At 74.6% G+C, this 19016-nt stretch carries 14 protein-coding genes; 6 read left to right on the top strand and 8 right to left on the bottom strand.

Annotation, left to right across the window (positions count from 1 at the left end):
• Nucleotides 1-211 precede the first annotated feature (211 nt).
• A complete protein-coding gene (locus HF526_RS02680; RefSeq protein ID WP_169379597.1) occupies nucleotides 212-2260 on the top strand; it encodes an aminodeoxychorismate synthase component I in 2049 nt (682 codons plus the stop codon).
• A gap of 166 nt (nucleotides 2261-2426) precedes the next feature.
• Here HF526_RS02680 and HF526_RS02675 read toward each other — a convergent pair whose 3' ends face one another.
• On the bottom strand, nucleotides 2427-3047 hold the full coding sequence (locus HF526_RS02675) for a YigZ family protein (protein ID WP_169379596.1): 621 nt from the start codon (nucleotides 3045-3047) through the stop codon (nucleotides 2427-2429).
• Nucleotides 3048-3079: 32 nt separating this feature from the next.
• Between HF526_RS02675 and HF526_RS02670 the strand changes: the two genes are divergently transcribed.
• Nucleotides 3080-3796, top strand: a complete 717-nt coding sequence (locus HF526_RS02670; protein ID WP_169379595.1) for a M24 family metallopeptidase — start codon at nucleotides 3080-3082, stop codon at nucleotides 3794-3796.
• Between the two features lie 17 nt (nucleotides 3797-3813).
• Here HF526_RS02670 and HF526_RS02665 read toward each other — a convergent pair whose 3' ends face one another.
• A complete protein-coding gene (locus tag HF526_RS02665) occupies nucleotides 3814-5388 on the bottom strand; it encodes an alpha/beta hydrolase (protein ID WP_169379594.1) in 1575 nt (524 codons plus the stop codon).
• Nucleotides 5389-6098: 710 nt separating this feature from the next.
• Here HF526_RS02665 and HF526_RS02660 point away from each other — a divergent pair.
• Nucleotides 6099-6869 carry an SDR family NAD(P)-dependent oxidoreductase gene (locus HF526_RS02660; RefSeq protein WP_169379593.1) on the top strand — a complete coding sequence of 257 codons (771 nt, stop codon included), beginning with the start codon at nucleotides 6099-6101 and terminating at the stop codon, nucleotides 6867-6869.
• A gap of 90 nt (nucleotides 6870-6959) precedes the next feature.
• Here the strand turns inward: HF526_RS02660 and HF526_RS02655 are convergent, their stop codons facing one another.
• Nucleotides 6960-7238, bottom strand: a complete 279-nt coding sequence (locus tag HF526_RS02655) for a hypothetical protein (protein ID WP_169379592.1) — start codon at nucleotides 7236-7238, stop codon at nucleotides 6960-6962.
• Nucleotides 7239-7589: 351 nt separating this feature from the next.
• Here HF526_RS02655 and HF526_RS02650 point away from each other — a divergent pair, with 351 nt between their 5' ends.
• Entirely contained in the window at nucleotides 7590-8930 is a 1341-nt protein-coding gene (locus tag HF526_RS02650; RefSeq protein WP_169379591.1) for an NAD(P)/FAD-dependent oxidoreductase, read from the top strand.
• An 11-nt stretch (nucleotides 8931-8941) separates the two neighbouring features.
• Here HF526_RS02650 and HF526_RS02645 read toward each other — a convergent pair whose 3' ends face one another.
• The 3 genes from HF526_RS02645 to HF526_RS34445 form a co-directional block, all read right to left on the bottom strand.
• Nucleotides 8942-10327, bottom strand: coding sequence for an MFS transporter (locus HF526_RS02645; RefSeq protein WP_169379590.1), 1386 nt, complete (start codon nucleotides 10325-10327; stop codon nucleotides 8942-8944).
• Nucleotides 10328-10450: 123 nt separating this feature from the next.
• Nucleotides 10451-10618: a hypothetical protein gene (locus HF526_RS02640; RefSeq protein WP_169379589.1), complete on the bottom strand. Its 168-nt coding sequence runs from the start codon at nucleotides 10616-10618 to the stop codon at nucleotides 10451-10453.
• A 41-nt stretch (nucleotides 10619-10659) separates the two neighbouring features.
• Complete coding sequence (locus HF526_RS34445) at nucleotides 10660-12024, bottom strand: diacylglycerol/lipid kinase family protein (RefSeq protein ID WP_338051250.1); 1365 nt, start codon at nucleotides 12022-12024, stop codon at nucleotides 10660-10662.
• A gap of 231 nt (nucleotides 12025-12255) precedes the next feature.
• On the opposite strand from HF526_RS34445, the gene HF526_RS02630 reads away from it, so the two are divergent.
• The gene (locus HF526_RS02630) at nucleotides 12256-13509 is read left to right on the top strand and encodes a glycosyltransferase family 2 protein (protein WP_169379587.1); all 1254 of its coding nucleotides are present in this window, start codon (nucleotides 12256-12258) and stop codon (nucleotides 13507-13509) included.
• Between the two features lie 25 nt (nucleotides 13510-13534).
• Here HF526_RS02630 and HF526_RS02625 read toward each other — a convergent pair whose 3' ends face one another.
• Complete coding sequence (locus HF526_RS02625; protein ID WP_275403859.1) at nucleotides 13535-14734, bottom strand: DegT/DnrJ/EryC1/StrS family aminotransferase; 1200 nt, start codon at nucleotides 14732-14734, stop codon at nucleotides 13535-13537.
• Between the two features lie 136 nt (nucleotides 14735-14870).
• Between HF526_RS02625 and HF526_RS02620 the strand changes: the two genes are divergently transcribed.
• The gene (locus tag HF526_RS02620; protein WP_169379585.1) at nucleotides 14871-16511 is read left to right on the top strand and encodes an FAD-dependent oxidoreductase; all 1641 of its coding nucleotides are present in this window, start codon (nucleotides 14871-14873) and stop codon (nucleotides 16509-16511) included.
• An 8-nt stretch (nucleotides 16512-16519) separates the two neighbouring features.
• Here the strand turns inward: HF526_RS02620 and HF526_RS02615 are convergent, their stop codons facing one another.
• Complete coding sequence (locus HF526_RS02615) at nucleotides 16520-18793, bottom strand: heavy metal translocating P-type ATPase (RefSeq protein ID WP_169379584.1); 2274 nt, start codon at nucleotides 18791-18793, stop codon at nucleotides 16520-16522.
• Nucleotides 18794-19016 lie beyond the last annotated feature (223 nt).

The raw sequence follows: 19016 nt of genomic DNA, 5'->3' as shown, positions 1-19016 counted from the left end.
GGTTGCAATTCGGTCAGCAATCGAAGATCACCCGGGTGGCCCAGCGGGGGGCCCCGCGGATCGTCCGGAATCGGCGCTTCGCCGCGACCGCCGATCACTGACCGTGAGGGGCGTGCGGCCCGCTTGCGTCGCCCATCCGGCGGCAGACGATGATGATCCGGACCGCCCGGCCGCGCCGGGGCCGCCACCGCGAAGTCGAGGGGAGGAGCCGATGCGCCGCACGGCCCGGCTCCACGTCGAGCCGCTCGACGCCGACGTCACGCTCGCCGAGGCGGTGCGCCGCCTCGCCGGCCGGGACCGGGTGACCGCCTGGTCCGGCGCCTGGTCGCGCGGCGGACTGATCACTTGCGACCCGGTCCGGGTGGCCGCGGCGGGGGAGGACCCGTTCGTGCTGCTCGCGACCCTGCCCGCGGTGCCGGCCGACCCCGCGCACCCGCACGCCGTCGGCGGCGGCTGGTTCGGCTACCTGTCGTTCCCGGCCTCCGGGGCCGCCGGATTCCCGCGGGCGTCGCTGGGCTGGTACCGCGACGTGCTGCGCCACGACGGGCGGCGCTGGTGGTACGAGGCGCTGCTCACCGGGGGCGGCGGGGACGACGGCGGGGAGCCGTTCGGCCCGGCCGACGCGGCCCGCCGCCGCGAGGCGCTGGCCCGTGCGCTGCGCACGCCGGCCGCGGTGCCGCCGGCCCGGCTGGAACTGGTGACGCCGCCCGACGGCGCCGCGCACGTCGTCGCCGTCGAGCGGTGCGTGCAGGCCGTCCGCCGCGGCGAGATCTATCAGGCGAACATCGCCACGTCGCTGGACCTGCGGCTCACCGGCTCGGCGCACGACGCGTGGGCGCGGCTCGTCGAGGCGCTCGGCCCGGCCCGCGCCGGGTTCGTCGCCGACCCGGCCGGGACGGCGGTCGGCGCCAGCCCCGAGCTGTTCCTGCACCGCGACGGGCCGGTCGTGCGCACCGAACCCATCAAGGGCACCCGCCCCCGCACCGGCACCACCGCGGATGCCGGCGAGCGGGACCTGCTGCGCGGCTCGGAGAAGGACGCCGCGGAGAACATCATGATCGTCGACCTGATGCGCAACGACCTGTCCCGGGTCTGCGCGCCGGGTTCGGTGACGGTGCCCCGGCTGCTGGCCGTCGAGCCGCACCCCGGGGTGTGGCATCTGGTCTCGGAGGTGCGTGGCGAGCCGGCCCAGGGCCGCGACGACGCGGACCTGCTGGCGGCCACGTTCCCGCCCGGCTCGGTCACCGGTGCCCCGAAGGTGCGCGCCGTGGAGATCATCGAGGAGCTGGAGGACCGGCCCCGGGGGCTGTTCACCGGGGCGCTGGGGTACGCGAGCCCGCTGGCCGGCCTGGAGCTGGCCGTCGCGATCCGGACGCTTGAGGTCGATGCGTCGGGCCGGGCGCGGCTGGGCGTCGGCGGCGGGGTGACGGTCGACTCCACGCCTGCGCAGGAGTGGGCCGAGTGCCTCACCAAGGCCGCGCCGCTGCTGCGCGTGCTCGGCGACGGGGTGCCCTGGGCGTCCGCCGGCACGCCCGCCTCCGCTCCCGGATGCCCGGATCCCGGGCAGGGCCTGTTCGAGACGCTGCTCGTGGTCGACGGTCGGCCCCGCCGACTGGCCGATCACGTGCGGCGGCTGCGCCGCTCCTTCTGGGAGTGCTACCGGCGCCCGCTGACCGCCGACGTGGCGGGGGCGATCGCCGCGGCGGTCCGGGACCGGCCCGGACACCACCGGGTCCGGGTCGATGCGGACCCGGCCGAGCCGGACCGGGTCCGGGTTCTCGTCCGGCCGTGCCCGCCCCCGGTGCCGCTCGGTGGCCAGCCCGGCCTGGTGCTGCGGGTGGCGCGGACGGCGGGCGGGGCGCCGCACAAGTTCGCCGACCGCCGCAGGCTCGACGCGCGGGAGCGCGGTCTCGCACCGGACGAGACGCCGTTGCTCGTCGACGACGCGGACCGGGTGCTGGAGACCACCCGGTCGAACCTGTTCGTGGTGCGCGCCGGCGTCGTCGCGACCCCGCCGCTGGACGGCCGGATCCTGCCCGGGACCGCCCGGCAGGCCGTGCTCGACGCGCTCGACGCGCTCGACGAGCCGGGCGCCCGCTACGACATCGGCGAGCTGACCCTGCGCGACCTGGCCGGGGCCCACGGCGCGTTCGTCACCAACGCGATCCGTGGCGTGCAGTGGGTCCGCGCGGTCGGCGGGGTGGCCTGCTGGCCGGCGCCCGACCGGGTGACCAGCCGGATCGCGAAGATCGTGACCTGAATTCGTCCAGCTCCTGGCGCCCGGGCTGCACCCGCGGTCGCGGGCGCGCCTGTACCCCCCGGTGGACCCCACGGCCGGTGTGCCGCTCGACCAGCTCACCTGGTGGGCGGCCGCCCTGCGCACCGGCCGGGCGACCCGCCCCTGCCCGGGTGCCGCCTGACCGGGCTCAGTCGGGCACGTCGAGATCGACGGGTGGCCCGACCGTCGCGGTCACCGCACCACCGGTCTGCTCGGCCAGCCAGGCATGGAAGGCGTCCGTGTCGTCCTGCGGTACCTGCACGGTGAACGTGGCGCGCCGGCCGTAGTCGACGCCGGCGATGCGGTGCCCGGCGGCGCGCAGCGCGTTCTCCAGCCGGCCCGCCTCGGCGTGCTCGGCCGGGATCTCCAGCGTGGCGAACCGGGCCCGGCGCAGCGTGCCGACCGCGTCGACGGCCTCGGACACCGCGCGGCCGTAGGCGCGGACCAGCCCGCCTGCGCCCAGCTTGATCCCGCCGAAGTAGCGGGTCACCACGGCCACGGTGTCGGTGAGCTCGCGGCGGACCAGCACCTCGAGCATCGGCACCCCGGCCGTCCCGGCGGGCTCGCCGTCGTCGCTGGATCGTTGTGACCCGCCGTCGGGGCCGACCCGGAACGCCGAGCAGTGGTGCGTGGCCGACCAGTGCTCCCGGCGGACGGCGGCGATGAACGCGGCCGCCTCCTCGTCGTCGGCGACCCGGGCGAGGCTGCAGAGGAACCGCGAGCGCTGGAGCTCGAATTCGTGGACGCCGTCCCGGGCGATCACGCGCACGACGTCCAGTATCCGTGATTAAGGTGACCGTCATGGCTGCGCCCAGGGACGAGGCCGCGATCGACGAGGACGCCCGGGCCCGTGGGCTGCTCCAGGCCCAGGGCTGCGCGGCCGAGCTGTTCGCCGAAGTCGGCCGGCGGGGCCTGGTCCGCCCCGGCGTGCCCGAGTCCGTCGTCAGCGACGAGGTGCGCGACCTCGGCGCGGAGCTGTTCGGCACGAACCGGCACTGGCACAAGCGGGTCGTCCGCTCCGGGCCGAACACGCTGCAGCCCTACAAGGAGAATCCGCCGGACCGGGTCATCGCGGCGGACGACATCGTCTTCCTCGACTTCGGGCCGATCTTCGCCGAGTGGGAGGCCGACTTCGGGCGCACCTTCGTGCTCGGTGACGACCCGGTCAAGCACCGGCTCCGCGACGACCTGCCGCGGATCTTCGACGCCGGCCGCCGGCACTTCGAGACCCACCCCGGCATCACCGGCCGGGAGCTCTACGCGCACATGACCGCCCTGGCCGGGGCCGCCGGCTGGGAGTTCGGCGGCGCGCACTCCGGACACCTGGTGGGGGAGTTCCCGCACGAGCTGATCGACGGTGAGCGGATCGAGAGCTACATCGCGCCCGGCAACGGCACCGTCATGCGCGGCACCGACAAGGCCGGCCGGCGGTGCCACTGGATCCTCGAGGTGCATCTCGTCGACCGGCAGCGGCGGATCGGCGGGTTCTACGAGGAACTGCTCACCCTCGGTCCGTGAGCGGACCCCGCCAGGGGTCAGCTCGCCGCACAGACCATCCCCTTCGCGGGCAGCGTCAGCGAGGTCAGGTAGGCGACCCCGGCGCTGTCCACGCAGGTGATGCCCTGCAGGAACGCGGTGTGCTGGGTGCCCTGCACGGTGAGCAGCCGGGCGCCGAGGTCCTTGGCGAGGTTCACGCCGGACCGGTAGGGGGTCGCGGGGTCACCGGTGGTGGAGATGACCACCACCGGGGGCAGCCCGCTGACATTCGGCACGTGCGGCTGGGTCGTCGGCGGCACCGGCCAGAACGCGCACTGGCCGAGGGCGTCCGAGGGCGGGCGCCCACTGTCCTCGAACGGGGCGGCAGCGCGGTCACGCGCGTCGAGGGCGCGGGCGGTCGCCCGGTCGGTGACCGGCGGGTCGTCGACGCAGCTGATCGCGGTGAACGCGGCCGTGTCGTTGCCGTAGCTGCCGTCCGGGGACCGGTTGTCGTAGGCGTCAGCGAGTTTCATCAGCGTGTCCCCGCGGCCGCGGGCGAGCTCGGCGAGCCCGGTGTTGAGGGTCTGCCAGCCCGCCGGCTGGTAGAGCGCGGTGATCGTCCCGATGGTCGCGTCGTCATAGGTCAGCGTGCGGCCGTCGGCGGTGGGTGCCGGGTGGTCGAGCAGGGGCCGGGTGAGGGCCTGGTAGGCGGCGACGGCTCGCGCCGGGTCGGTGCCGAGCGCGCAGTCGCTGCGCCTCGTGCAGAACGCGGCGAAGGCGTCGAAGGCCTTCTGGAACCCGGCGACCTGGTCGACGTTGCGGTCGATCGGGTTCTGCGCGGGGTCGATCGCGCCGTCGAGGATCATCGCGCGCACATTGTGCGGGAAGGCCTCGGCGTATGCGGTGCCGAGCCGGGTGCCGTACGAGTAGCCCAGGAAGGTCAGCTTCTGGTCACCGAGGGCCGCGCGCATGACGTCGAGATCGCGGGCGACGTCACGGGTGCCGATGTTGGCCAGCAGGCCGGTTCCGGTGCCCGTGCGGGCGACGCACTCGGCGTTGTCGGTCTTCTCCTGGGCCTCGAGCTTGGCCACCCCGCTGGGTGAGGTGTCCGCGGAGAGGTCGGCCGCACGCTCGGCGTCCTGCTCGGCAGGCGTCTCGCAGAGGACCGCAGGCTGGCTGGACGCGACGCTACGGGGGTCGAACCCGACGAAGTCGAAGCGTCGGCCGAGGTCGGTGGCGGCGACCTGAGCGGCGAAGCTGGCCGCGGTGCTCATCCCGGAGGCCCCCGGTCCTCCCGGGTTCATGACCAGGGAGCCGATGCGGTGGGCGGGGTCGCTGGCCGGCACGCGGAGCAGCCCGATGCGCACCGTGGCCCCGCCGGGGTTCGCGTAGTTCTCCGGTACCTCGAGGTAGGCGCACTGCAGTCGCGGCGCGGTGTAGGCCTGCTTGTCCGCCGGTGTGGTCGCGAACGGCGCGCAGCTGCCCCAGGACAGGTGCTGGTCGTAGAACCGGGCGAGCCCCGGGGCCGGCGCGCCGGACGGCGGCTGTCCGTCGGCCGGAACGGGTGGCGTGGCCGCGACGGCCGGCCCGCAGGCGAGACTGAGCGCGGCGACGAGCGCGAAGATGGCGAGCAAGACGGTCCGCGTGCCCCGGTGGCGCTTCCGGGCCGATCCGCTCAGCACGATGACGGCCCCGTTCCGGTCCGGCTGATCACCGGATCGGGACGGCCCGGGTCGGTGGCGGCCCTGGTGGGCGTCTGCTGCAGCACGACCCTCATTGTTCCGCCCGCGAGGGCGGCGTCGAGATGGCGAAGGTCCTGTCCGCCGACGCAGCCGGCGCCGCCGATCGGCTCGTCGGCATACCGTGCCGGGACCCCCAACCGGACGTCCCGGGCAGTGGCTCCCTCTCGGCGAAAGCGCTCCCCGGGCCGGAAACCGGGAATTCCGGAGCGTCTCGGCAAGCCTGCTGGAAAGCTGGCACGATCACCCTTTCGAACGTGATTGAGACATAGTGCGGGCAGCGGCCGCACGCCCCCGCGGCCGCTGCCCGCACCCCCCGCTCCGCCTGGTTGCCGGCGGCCCGCCGGCGCGGTCGTGCAGGTAGTCGGCGCGGCGGACGCCACGAGAACACTAGTGGTGTGCCTGCGCCGCGCAATGCGCGGAACACATTCTCACGCGACTCATAATAGATCTCACGATATTCACAGAGCAGTGCTGCCCGTCGAATGGGTGAGTCGCGGTGTGCGGGGCACCGACCCGGCGGTGCGACCGCCGCCGGTGTTCGCAGGCATCATCCTCATCGCATCGTCATCCGTGTGCCAACCCACGAGAAAGCGGGTCCGTCCATGACCGATCGCCTCTTCGACCTCTCCGGAAGTGTCGCCCTCGTCACCGGGGGGAGCCGCGGACTGGGCCGGCAGATGGTTCTCGGCTTCGCCGAACGAGGTGCCGACGTCATCGTCGTGAGCCGTAAACAGGACGCCTGCGAGAAGGTGGCCGCCGAGGCGGAGGCCGCATTCGGGGTCCGGGCGTGGGCGCTGGCCGCCAATGTGAGCCACTGGGACCAGTGCGACGACCTCGTGAAACGGGCCTACGCGGCCGCCGGGCACGTCGACGTCCTGGTGAACAACGCCGGCCTCTCACCGCTGTACCCGTCGCTCGAGGACGTCTCCGAGGCTCTCTACGACAAGGTGTTCGCGGTCAACCTGAAGGGGCCGTTCCGGCTGGGCAGCCTGGTCGGCGCCCGGATGGCCGCCGCCGGGTCCGGCTGCATCATCAACATCTCGTCGGTGGAGTCGGCGATCCCGTCGCCCACCGCGCTGCCCTATGCGGCGGCGAAGTCCGGGCTGGAGACCCTCACCCGCGGCCTGGCCCGCGCCTACGCACCCGCGGTGCGGGTCAACACGATCACGGCGGGCCCGTTCCTCACCGACATCAGTGATGCGTGGGACATGGATGCGGTGCAGGCGGGACTGCAGCGCTCGATGGCGCTGCAGCGAGCGGGCCGGCCCGAGGAGATCGTCGGCGCAGCGGTCTACCTGGCGTCCCCGTCGGCGAGCTTCACGACCGGCGCGACCGTCCGGGTCGACGGCGGCACCTACGGCTCGCTGTTCTGATCCCCGGCGCCGGTCGTCCCGGCCGGAGGGCCGGCGAGGGCCGCCCGGCGGGGCCGGGAAGCCCACGACACCGGAGCAGGCCGCGCCCCGTCAGTCCCGGGACGGGGCTCGCTGCTCGGCGTGCGCGTCGCGCCAGGCGTCGATCCCGGCGGTGGCCGCCGACCGGGCCTGCTCCCACCGGTGCCGCACCACCTCGGTCGGTGGTACCTCGGCGTGCCGCACCCACTGCCGGAAGAAGCGCAGCGCCACGGCGATGCCCACCGCGAGCCCGGAGAGCCCGACGATGCCGGCCACGCCGAGCAGGGTCACCCCGCTGACGATGGCGCGGTCGAGCTCGTGCCGTGCGGCGCGGCTGCCCCTGTTCGCCATGCCGTCCTCCCTCGTCGTCGCTGTTGCGGACTCTGCCGCGCGGTGCGGACGCCGGGCATCACCCGGCCCGAGTGAGGCGGGCGTATGTCCTGCAGCGTCCGCAGGGCCCGGCCGGGCGGCATCACCGCACCGGACGAGGACAGCCCCACGCCCGTGGTCCACGTCGGTGACGCACCGGGCCGGTCCAGCGGGCGCGCGCGGGCCGAAGCGCCTCGGTTCCCGGGCCCATCGTCCTTTCCGGGTGGCGTGTCGCGCCGCCGCGCAGAGGACCGTGAGCCGCGCAGATGCGGGCCGGATCCCCGGCCGGACGGCCCGCGGTGAGCTCGATGTGATGGGGACCGGGGTGACCCGATGGACCGGATCAAGAGGCCGCGTGTCGTCATCGTCGGCGGCGGGTTCGCCGGGCTCTTCGCAGCTCGCGCCCTGCGCCGCAGCCCGGTCGAGGTGACGCTGGTGGACCGTGCCGAGCACCACCTGTTCGTTCCGCTGCTGTACCAGTGCGCGACCGGGATCCTGTCCGAGGGGCAGATCGCCGCACCGCTGCGCGACGTCCTCAAGCGTCACCGGAACACCGAATACCTGCTCGCCGAGGTCGTCGATCTCGACCCGCCCCGCCGGTGCGTCGTCGCCGAGCGGCCCGGCGGCGAACTCGTCGAGCTGCCCTACGACTACGTGGTGCTCGCCGCCGGGGTGCGCCAGTCCTACTTCGGCCACGACGAGTTCGCCGCGTGGGCTCCGGGGCTGAAGACGCTGGCCGACGCGCTGGACGTCCGGGCCAGGGTGTTCGGCGCGTTCGAGCGTGCCGAGAGCGCGACCGACTCCGCCGAGCGCCGCCGCTGGCTGACCTTCGCCCTCGTCGGGGCCGGCCCCACCGGGGTCGAGCTGGCCGGGCAGATCCGCGAGCTCGCGGACCGGACGCTGCGCGCGGAGTTCCGCCGGATCCGGCCCGAGGACGCCCGGGTACTGCTGTTCGACGGTGGCCGGGCACCGCTGGTGGCGTTCGGCCCGGACCTGTCGGCGAAGGCGGCGCAGGCGCTGACGGCGCTGGGCGTCGAACTGCACCTGGGGTCGGTCGTCACCCACGTCGACCAGGAAGGGCTGCTGGTCCGCGGCCCGTCCGGGGTCACGACGGAGTACCCGGCCGCCACCGTGCTCTGGACCGCGGGTGTGGAGGCGCCGCCGCTGGCCGCGGCTGTCGCGAAGGCCACCGGTGCCTGCCGTGACCGGGCCGGCCGGATCCGGGTCGGAGCCGATCTCACGGTCCCCGGCCACCCCGAGATCCTCGTGGCCGGGGACCTGATGAGCCGCACCGGTCTGCCCGGGGTCGCCGAGGTGGCCATGCAGGCGGGCCACTACGCCGGGCGGCGGATCCGCCAGCAGGTCGCCGGCCGCAGGGCCGCCCGGGCGTTCCACTACGTCGACCTGGGCTCGGCGGCCTACATCGCGCGCGGCCGGGCCGTCGTCTCCGCCGGGCGGCTGCACCTGTCCGGCCCGGTGGCGTGGGTGGTGTGGCTGTTCGTCCACATCGCCTTCCTCACCGGTTTCCGCAACCGGCTGGGCGCGGTGCTGACCTGGTCGCTGGCCTTCACCCGCGGGATCCGGCGGGAACGCGCGTTCACCACCCACATGATCGACACCCGGCGCGACGTGTACGCGCTGCCCGGTGCGGCCCGGCGCCCGGGGAAGCCGTGACGGCCCGCGGGCTATCCCGCGGCCGGCTGCGGCCGTGCGGTCCGGCCGGCGATGACAGCGCCCAGCACGGCCAGGCCCACGAGCAGCCCGAGCAACACCGGCAGCGCCACCGCCGGGGAGCCGAGCAGCGCCAGCAGTGCGCCGCCCGCGCCGATCATGGTGGCGGTGCTGAGCTGGTCGGACATCTGCGCGGCGGAGGTGTGGAACCCGACGTCGCCCGCACCGGACTGCTGCAGCAGCAGGTAGGACAGCGACGAATAGCCCAGCCCCATGCCGACGCCGGCGACGCCCCACACCGGCAGCGCCAACCACGGCACCCCCCAGGCCGGTGCCACCAGCAGCAGCCCGGCGATTCCCGCGGCGACGCAGCTGAAGCCGACCCGCAGCAGCGTCGGCCGGGGCAGGTCGGGGTGCCGGCCCTGCCACGCCGACGCCGCCGACCAGCCCAGCGACCCCACGATGAGCGGGACCCCGGCGATGGCCAGTGACCAGCGGTGCGTGCTGGTCAGCATCAGCGGCAGGTAGGCGTTGACGGTGAAGAACGCCCCGGCCAGCAGCCCGCGACCGGCGACCACGGTGGGGATGCCGCGCCCGCCCCGGAACACCCCGGACGGCAACAGCCGGCGCATCGACGGGACGAGCAGCACGACGGCCGCCACCGCGGCGACGGCCGCGGTGACCGTCGCGTGCTGCGAGGCCCAGCTCAGCGCCGACACACCCGTGGCCGCGCCGAGCGCCGCAGCGGCCAGGCCGCGCCGCGCCGGGGTGGCCACCCGTCCCGGGTCGGGCGGACCCAGCCGGCGTACCGCGGGCAGCACCAGCGAGACGGCGAGCAGGACGACCGGCACCAGCCCCAGGAACACCCAGTGCCAGGACAGCCGCTCGGTGACGACACCGGCGACGGGCGGACCGATCAGCGCCGGCAGCACCCACGCCGAGGAGATCAGCCCGAACACCGCGGGCCGGGCCCGTTGCGGGTACACCGCGGCGATCAGCACGTAGACGGCGACGGCCTGGGTCCCGGCGCCGAGGCCCTGCAGCACGCGCCCGGCCAGCAGCTGGGTCATGCTCCCCGCGGTCCCCGCCACCACCAGCCCGACCCCGAACAGCACCGGCGCCGCGACGAGCGGGACGCGGGGGCCGGACACGTCGCACCACCGCCCGCCGAGCACGGTGCCGAACACGGCGGCCGCCATGAACGCGACGAACGGCCACGAGTACATCGAGACCGCGCCGAGGTCGGCCACCAGCGCGGGCATCGCCGTGCCGACCCCCATGGCCTCGAACGCGACCAGACTGATCAGCAGGACCAGCCCGATCGTCGTGGCGCGCCGGTTCGGCCCGAAGAGTTCCGAGCGGACGCGGCCGGTGGGCCCGGTGCCGGGCGGGGCGCTCATGGCGTCCAGCCTGCTACCTCGACCCTGGTGCAGGTCAACAGTGTTCCCCGCAGGCCCGGGGCCGGTGGACGTGGCAGCCGCCGGCCTCGTTGCAGACCACGCTCGCCCAGCTGCCGGACGCGGTCAGCGCTGTCTGTCCATCACCGCCACCCGGTTCGTGAGCGGGTCGGCGGCAGCACCGCCCGGTTCGGAGGGCCGGTCGCGCAGCAGATGGCTCTCGACCCATTCCAGGCTCAGCATGAACGCCATGCCGAGCGGGGGGCCGGCGGCCGCGATGATCAGTCCCAGCATGTCGCTCCCGTGGTGACGACGGTGTCCCGTGGAGGTGAGCGCTATCCGGTCGAGCGGTGGACGACGGCGGGGCCGGCCGTCGGGAGCGCCTGTTCGCGCAACCGGGCCCAGTTCATGGGTGGCTTCGCCACCGGCACCCCGGGGCGCTCGCGGGGGACCCGCACCCGCAGCGCGCCCGGCCGGATCGTGCAGTGCACCGGCGTCGGCAGTGACACGGACTCGCCGTCGATCCCGACCGGGATCTCGGCGCTGTCGGCGTCCACGATCACCTGCCGGGCCGTCGTCGCGACCAGGCCGTTCGTGTGCTGGCGGCGCAGCAGCCCCGCCGCCTGCGCGGCGTTGGACACCGTGATCCCGACCACCCCGAGAACACCCTGGTCCAGCCGCCCCCGCCGGCCCAGTCCCGCGACGTCACCGGTTCCGTAAGGGTTGTTGCTCACGAGTACCGCCTGCGGGGCCTCGATCGTCACCCGGCCGTCGGCCCGCGCGGTCAGGTGAGGTCCCCGGTGGCCGGTCAGCAGGTCGGGCAGCAGCTGCAGGGTGGTGCCCACCTTGTCGTCGCGGTAGTCGGGGCTCTGCACGATCTCGGCGTAGGCGCCGAAGGAGGCGTTGTTGACGAAGATCCGGTCGTTGATCACGCCCAGATCCACGTGCAGTTCGACGCCGTCGGTCAGCGCGCCCAGCCCGGTCGGGGGATCGTCGCGGTCCAGCCCGAGGTCGAGCGCGAAGTGGTTGCGGGTGCCGGCCGAGAGCACCACGAACGGGACGCCGTGCTCGGCGGCGACACCCGCCACGAGCGCCTGCGTGCCGTCGCCGCCGGCCACCCCGAGCAGATCCGCGCCGCGGGCCACGGCGTCGCGGGCGAGCTCGACGACGTCGACGACCCCCGGGCCCTCCAGGAGCGCGACCTCGGCGCCCAGCGCCGCGGCCTTCTCGTCGAGTCCGAAGGTCTTCACCTTGCCGCCGCCGGACCGCGGGTTCATCACGAAGAACGGGTGCCGCACCGGTGCGGCCGGGTACTCCACCGGCCCCGGCCGGGCTGGGCGGTCCCGGCTCAGCGCCGCCCGGCCCGCAGCGCCGGCCACACCGGCCAGGGCGAGCGACGCGACCACGACCCACAGCAGACCGGCCCAGACGTCGAGCCCGAGGACGACGAGCGGCGCGGCCACCGCCACGACCGCGGACAGCCACCGCAACGCCCCCCGGTGCGCCAGGAACGACCAGGTGGCGGCGAGCGCGACGGCGATCCCGACCACTCCCAGTACGACGAGGGCGATGCTGCGCAGGCCGGCACCCGCGATGAGCACCGCGATCGCCGCGAACGCCGCGACGAACGCGAGCCGGGCCAGCCAGCGCTGCGCCGGGGTCACCTCCGCGGGACGGCTGGGTTGTGTGCGTGTCGTCACGGCAGTCCTCCGTCGACGGGATCCTGCGACGCCCGTGTCGACCTCCACGCCGACCACCCGGTGCCGGACGGCGAACCTCGCACCGGACCGTCCGGGGCGCATCACCCCGTCCGGGCGACGCCCGGGTGACCCGCAGATGACTCCCGCCGGAACAGCCCCCGTTTCGATCTACTAGCTTCCCTCGTTGCAGCAGGGGGTGCGGCCGCCGTCCGGACCTGGGAGGGAACTGCCATGTCGCTGTCCGAGCCCACCTGGGTCGGTGAGCTCGACCGCCGCGCGGGGTTCGCCGATCTCGTCGTCGACCGGCGGTTCACCGCGGCGCGGATCCTGGTGACCGCGGGCGGGTCGCCCCTCGGCCAGGTCACCGTCGCGCTGGACGCGGGCCGGGCCACGGCCGCCGAGGTCCGCCGCGCGGTCGACGAGCAGTTGGGGGCGCTGCCCGACCCGCCCGTCCCGCCGGCCCCGCCGTCCCCGGACGAGCCGGTCACCGTCGTGATCGCCACCCGGGGCCGGCCGTGCAGCCTCGAGCGGTGCGTCCGCGCCGTGCTCCGCGGGGACCACCGGGCCCTCACGGTGCTGGTCGTGGACAACGACCCGGACGACGACCGCACCGCCGAGGCCGTGCACCGGATCGGCGATCCCCGGGTCCGCTACCTGCGCGAACCGCGCCGCGGCGCCTCGGTCGGCCGCAACCGCGGCCTGCACGAGGCCGGCACCGCGATCGTCGCCTTCACCGACGACGACACCGAACCCGACCGGGGCTGGGTCCGCCGGCTGGCCGGGGCCTTCGCCGCGGACCCGGACCTGGCGTGCGTGAGCGGGCCGGTGCTCGCCGCTCGCCTCGAGACCCGGGAGGAACAGGCCGCCGACACCGCGTTGGCCTGGAACAAGGGCTTCGTGGCCCGCCGGTTCTCGCTGGCCGAGCCGCCCGACGACTCGTCGATCTTCCCGTTCTCCCCGGGCCTGTTCGGCATCGGCGCCAACCTCGCGGTGCGCACCGACGTCGTCCGCGAGCTCGGCGGGTTCGACGAGGCGCTCGGCCCCGGCTCGGCCACCCACGGTGGCGAGGACTGCGAGCTGCTGGTGCGGGTGGTGCTGGCCGGGCACGTGCTGGGCTACGAGCCCAGTGCATACGTCTGGCATCACCACCGGCCCGACCAGGACGCGTTGGCGGCGCAGATGCGCGGCTACGCGATGGGGCTGGCCGGGTTCCTCACGAAGATCGCACTGGACCGCCACGGACGGGCCGTCGCGCTACGCCGGCTCCCCGCCGCGCTCGCGCAGTTGCGCCACATCGCGCAACGTGAGGTCGATGCCGGGCCCGGGATGCCCGCCGGCGCGGGCCTCGAGCGGCTGCGGGGGATGGCCGTCGGCCCCTGGGTCTACGTGTGGGAGCGCCGCGCGGTGCGCCGGGCCGGGGGAAGGGTGCCACCGTTGACGGACCGGGCCGCGCGCTCCGACCGGACCGACACGTCCCCGCGGTGACCGGCCCGGCGCCGGGCGCTCGTGGTCAGCGGGCCAGGCCCCGGGCCAGCATCCGGAACGCGGGGGTGGGGAGCTCCGGCGCGAGCTCCACCGTGCACGTGCGCGCCAGGATGCCGAGGGTCTCCGGGCAGCTGCGCGGGCCGTGGTCGAACTCGCGGTGCGCCCACGCGTACGGGTCGAGGCGGGGGTGGTGCGGGTTCCGGGCCAGGACCGACTGCCAGTTCGTGTAGACGTGCCGGCCGGTGTCGATCAACCGGCGGGCGCCGCGGCGGCCCCCGAACGCGGCGGCCTGTTCGGGGTCGGGAAACGAGATGGCGAGGCCGGCGGCCGCGTCCGGGTCGTGGTGCGGGTTCAGCGCGGCCCGGGAGTACGGACCCTTGCCGAGCTCGTCGATGACGAGCCGGCGCCGGGCCCGGCGCCGGGCGAGCTGGGCGTCCAGGCGGGCGAGCTGCGGGCGCAGGATCGCCGCGGAGAGCTCGGGCATCCGGTAGTTGACGCCGACCACGAGCGGCACGTCACCCTGGGCCCAGCCGGTGCGCTCGTAGCTGCCCACGTCGTGGTACATCGACGCCCGGGCGTACAGCCGCCGGTCGTTGGTCAGCAACGCGCCGCCCTCGCCGCTGCGGATGTTCTTGTGCTGGTTGAAGCTGAAGGCGCCGGCGTGCCCGATCGACCCGACCCGTCGTCCGCGGTAGGTCAGCCCGACGGCCTGGCACGCGTCCTCGATCACCACGAGCCCGTGCTCCTCGGCGATCGCCATGATCGGGCCCATGTCGCACACCAGATTGAGCATGTGTACCGGGATGATCGCCTTGGTGTGCGGGGTGATCTTGCGTGTGATGTCGGCGGGATCGATCGTGAGGCTCGAATCGATCTCGACGAGCACCGGGACCGCGCCGACGGCGAGCGGAGCCGCCGCCGTCGACACCCAGGTGTAGGCGGGGACGAGGACCTCGTCGCCCGGCCCGACGCCCGCCCCGACCAGGGCGCAGATCAGCGCGCTCGTGCCGCTGTTCACGGCGAGGGCGTGCTCCACGCCGATGGTGGCACGCAATGCGTCCTCGAACCGCTGGACCTCCGATACGCCCTGGTTTCCGTACCGGGCCAGGTCGCCCTTCGCCAGCACGCGCACCGCGGCGGCCATCTCGCGCATTCCCGATGAGAACATCGCGACAGAGTCTGTGCGACCGCGGATGTAGCGGTCAAACGAACGATTAGTGATCAATATGACGTAACGTTCGCAACGCTCGAACCACTCGAATACCCCGTCGGCGCCTGGGCTAGCCTGCTCGCCGTCGAATGGGCGTCTGCGCGGATCCGGTGCCGTCGTCGCTTCGTGACACCGGGGAGGATGGATCCACGTGCTGATCGATGCACGCAAACTGGCAGCCGGCAGCGTCCTCGACGCGGACGTCTGCGTGATCGGTTCCGGGCCGGCGGGCGGCTCGCTGGCCGAGGAGCTCGCCGGTCGCGGGATGAACGTCGTCGTGCTGGAGGGTGGAGGGCTGCGCAGCAGCCGGCTGCACTCCGACACCTACCGCGGGGTGGTCGGCGGCGGCGCGCACGATCCGCTCGAGGTGGTCCGGCAGAAGCGCGTCGGCGGGACCAGCGCCCAGTGGGGTGGGCGCTGCGCGCCCCTGGACGACATCGATTTCGCCGAGCGGGACTGGATCCCGGGCAGCGGCTGGCCGATCACGCCCGAGGACCTGCAGCCGTTCTATCCCCGCGCCCAGCGCCACCTCGACGCGGGGGAGTACGAGTACTCCGCGGCGCGCTCGGGCTTCCCGCCCGCCCCGGCCGCGGAGTCGACGATCCTGGACTGGGACCACACCTGGCGGTGGAGCCCGCCGACGAAGTTCGCGGCGCGCATGCGGCGGTTGGCGCAGGGCGGCAACGTCAGGCTGCTCGTCGAGGCGACCGTGGTCCGGCTCGAACGCGACCCGGTCAGCGGCGCGGTGGTCGAGGCCGTGGCGGCACCGCGGCCGGGCGTGGAGATCACCGTTCGCGCGCCGGCGTACGTGCTGGCGGCGGGCGGGCTGGAGTCGACCCGCATCCTGCTCGCCTCCGACCGGCAGTCCCCCGCCGGCATCGGCAACGAGTACGACCAGGTCGGGCGGCACTACATGACCCACCCGGTCGGCGAGGTCGGCACGGTCGCGCTCAGCGACGCGGGGCGGGCCCTCGCGCTGGGCTACGTCACGACGAGCGACGGGATCTACTCCCGCCGGATGCTCGGGCTGACCCCCCAGGTCCAGCGCGAGCACCGGCTCGGCAACCTCAAGGCCGCGCTCTGGTTCCCGGACCCGATGACCCCGGACCACCACGACGGGCTGCTGTCGACCTTCGCGCTGACCTACTGGGGCCTCGGCAAGGCCCGGCTCGGCTTCAAGTCCGCGGGCACGCACGCCGCGTACACCGGGACCACCGGGATCGGCCGGCACGTCCGCAACGTCGCCGCCGACTGGCGCCGGGTCGGCCGGTTCGCCCGGTCCTGGGCGGCGCCGCGGCTGACCGGGCGGCGGGTGCTGCCGTCGTTCATGCCGCTCGACGGCGCGTTCTGCCGGCTGCGTTTCGACGCCGAGCAGTCTCCGAGCAGCGCCAACCGGGTCACCCTGGACTCCGAACGCGACGCGCTGGGCCAGCGCCGGCTACGCGTCGCGTACTCCGTCTCCGAGTCCGACCGGGAGCGGATCCGCACCGGCATGACGCTGATCGGCGAGGAGTTCGCCCGGCTGGGGCTGGGCACGGTCGCGCTGGACGACGTCGACCGCATCGGCGACATGGCGTTCACCGACGGCACCCACCAGATGGGGCTGCTGCGCATGTCGCACTCGCCGCGCGCCGGCGTCGTCGACCCGCAGTGCCGGGTCCACGGCTGTGCCAACCTCTACGTCGCGAGCAGCGCGGTGTTCCCGACCGCGGGCGCGGTGGGGCCCACCCTCGCGATCGTGGCGCTGGCCTGCCGGATCGCCGACCGGGTCGCCGAGCTCGTCGTCCGGTAGGCCGTCGGCTAACGGTTGATGCTGTGGAACCCGCGCAGCCGCAGGCTGTTGCTGACCACGAACACCGAGCTGAACGCCATGGCGGCGCCGGCGATCATCGGGTTGAGCAGGCCGGCCGCGGCCAGCGGCAGGGCGGCCACGTTGTAGGCGAACGCCCAGAACAGGTTGCCCCTGATGGTGCGCAACGTCCGCCGGGACAGCCGGATGGCGTCGGCGGCGGCCCGGAGGTCGCCGCGGACCAGGGTGATGTCGCCGGCCTCGATCGCGACGTCGGTGCCGGTGCCCATGGCGAGGCCGAGGTCGGCCTGGGCCAGTGCGGCGGCGTCGTTCACGCCGTCGCCGACCACGGCGACGACCTTCCCCTCGGACTGGAGGCGCTTGACGACGTCGACCTTGCCGGCGGGAAGCACCTCGGCGATGACGGTGTCGGGGCCGGGGTCGATGCCGACCTCGGCGGCCACCGTCGCGGCCACCGCGGCGTTGTCGCCGGTGAGCAGGACCGGGGTCAGGCCGAGCCCCCGCAGCTGGGCGATGGCCTGTGCCGAGGTCGGCTTGACGGAGTCGGCGACCACCAGCACGGCGCGGGCGGCGCCGTCCCAGGCGACCGCGATCGCGGTGCGGCCGCGTTCCTCGGCGGCAACCTTGGCGGTCGCGAGGCCGGCCGGGAGCGGCCGGCTCCACTGCTCCAGCAGGGCGGTGCGGCCGGCGAGCACCGCGTGCCCGTCGACGACGCCCTGCACCCCCAGGCCTTCGACGTTGACGAAGTCCTCGACCGCGGGCAGGTCGCCGACCCGCTCGGTGGCCCCGCGGGCGATGGCCGCCGCGACGGGGTGCTCGGAGGCGTTCTCCAGCGCGCCGGCCAGGCGCAGCGCCTCGGCCTCGTCGGTGCCCTCGGTCGTGTGCACCTCGACCAGTTCCATCCGGCCGGTGGTGATGGTGCCGGTCTTGTCCAGCACGACGGTGTCGATCCGGCGGGTGGACTCCAGCACCTCGGGTCCCTTGATCAGGATGCCGAGCTGGGCGCCGCGGCCGGTGCCCACGAGCAGCGCGGTCGGGGTGGCCAGCCCGAGCGCGCACGGGCAGGCGATGATCAGGACCGCGACGGCGGCGGTGAACGCCGCGGCCGCGCCGGCGCCCGCACCCAGCCAGAAGCCCAGTGTCGCCGCGGCCAGCGCGATGACGATCGGCACGAACACCCCGGAGATCCGGTCGGCCAGCCGCTGTACGGCCGCCTTGCCGTTCTGGGCGTCCTCGACGAGCCTGGCCATCTGGGCGAGCTGGGTGTCGGCACCGATCCGGGTGGCCCGGACGACGAGCCGCCCGCCCGCGTTGACCGTCGCGCCGACCACGGTGTCGCCGGATCGCACCTCCACCGGGACCGACTCGCCGGTGAGCATCGACGCGTCGACCGCGGAGGCGCCGTCCTCGACCACGCCGTCGGTGGCGATCTTCTCGCCGGGCCGGACCACGAACCGGTCGCCGATGACCAGCTGGTCGGTCGGGATCCGGGTCTCCGTCCCGTTCCGCAGTACCGCGACGTCCTTGGCGCCCAGCTCCAGCAGCGCGCGCAGCGCGGCACCGGCCCGGCGCTTGGACCGGGCCTCGAAGTAGCGCCCGGCCAGGATGAACGTGGTCACCCCGGCGGCGACCTCCAGGTAGATGTTGGCGGCGCCGTCGCCGGGGGCGACGGTCAGTTCGAAGGGGTGGGTCATGCCGGGGACGCCGGCGGTGCCGAACAGCAGCGCGTAGAGCGACCAGGCGAACGCGGCGAGGGTGCCCATCGAGATGAGCGTGTCCATCGTGGCCGCCCCGTGCCGCAGGTTCGTCCAGGCCGCCCGGTGGAACGGCCAGGCCGCCCACACCACGACGGGCGCAGCCAGCGTCAGCGAGATCCACTGCCAGTGGGTGAACTGCAACGCCGGGATCATCGCCATCGCGATGACGGGGACGGACAGCGCCACGCTGGTGAGCAGCCGGTCGCGCAGCGGACGGGTGGGGTCCGGCTCCCCGCCGGCGCCGGCGGTGGGTTCGGCGGCCGCGGGCCGCGGCAGCTCGGCGGTGTAACCGGCCGCCTCGACCTGCGCCACGAGCAGCGCGGGGTCGATGCCCTCGGGGGCGTTGACCCGGGCCTTCTCGGTCGCGTAGTTGACGGTCGCGGTGACGCCGTCGAGTTTGTTCAGCTTGCGCTCGACGCGGTTGGCGCAGGACGCGCAGGTCATCCCACCGATCGCCAGTTCGATGTCGGTGACGGTGGCGCTCGGGGGCGCCGCGGTGGTGCTCATCGTCTCCAGTCCTGTTCTGTGCGATCGGTGATCGTTGTGGCTGGGTGGGAGCGGGCGCGGGCGCCGGGCCGTCGGCGGGTGGCGTGGCCGGTCCGGTGGGCACCGTGAACTCCGCCGTGTGCACGACGCCGTTGTGCCGGAAGTCCAGGAACAGCCGGTAGCTGCCCGCGCCGGGCACCTCGGCGACGAACCGGACGGGCAGCGTCAGCGGCGGGGCCGGGCC

This window comes from Pseudonocardia acidicola (assembly GCF_012911935.1).
Lineage (GTDB): Bacteria > Actinomycetota > Actinomycetes > Mycobacteriales > Pseudonocardiaceae > Pseudonocardia > Pseudonocardia acidicola.
Note: the sequence above shows the minus strand (reverse complement) of the source record. Positions and strands in the feature narration are given on the sequence as shown.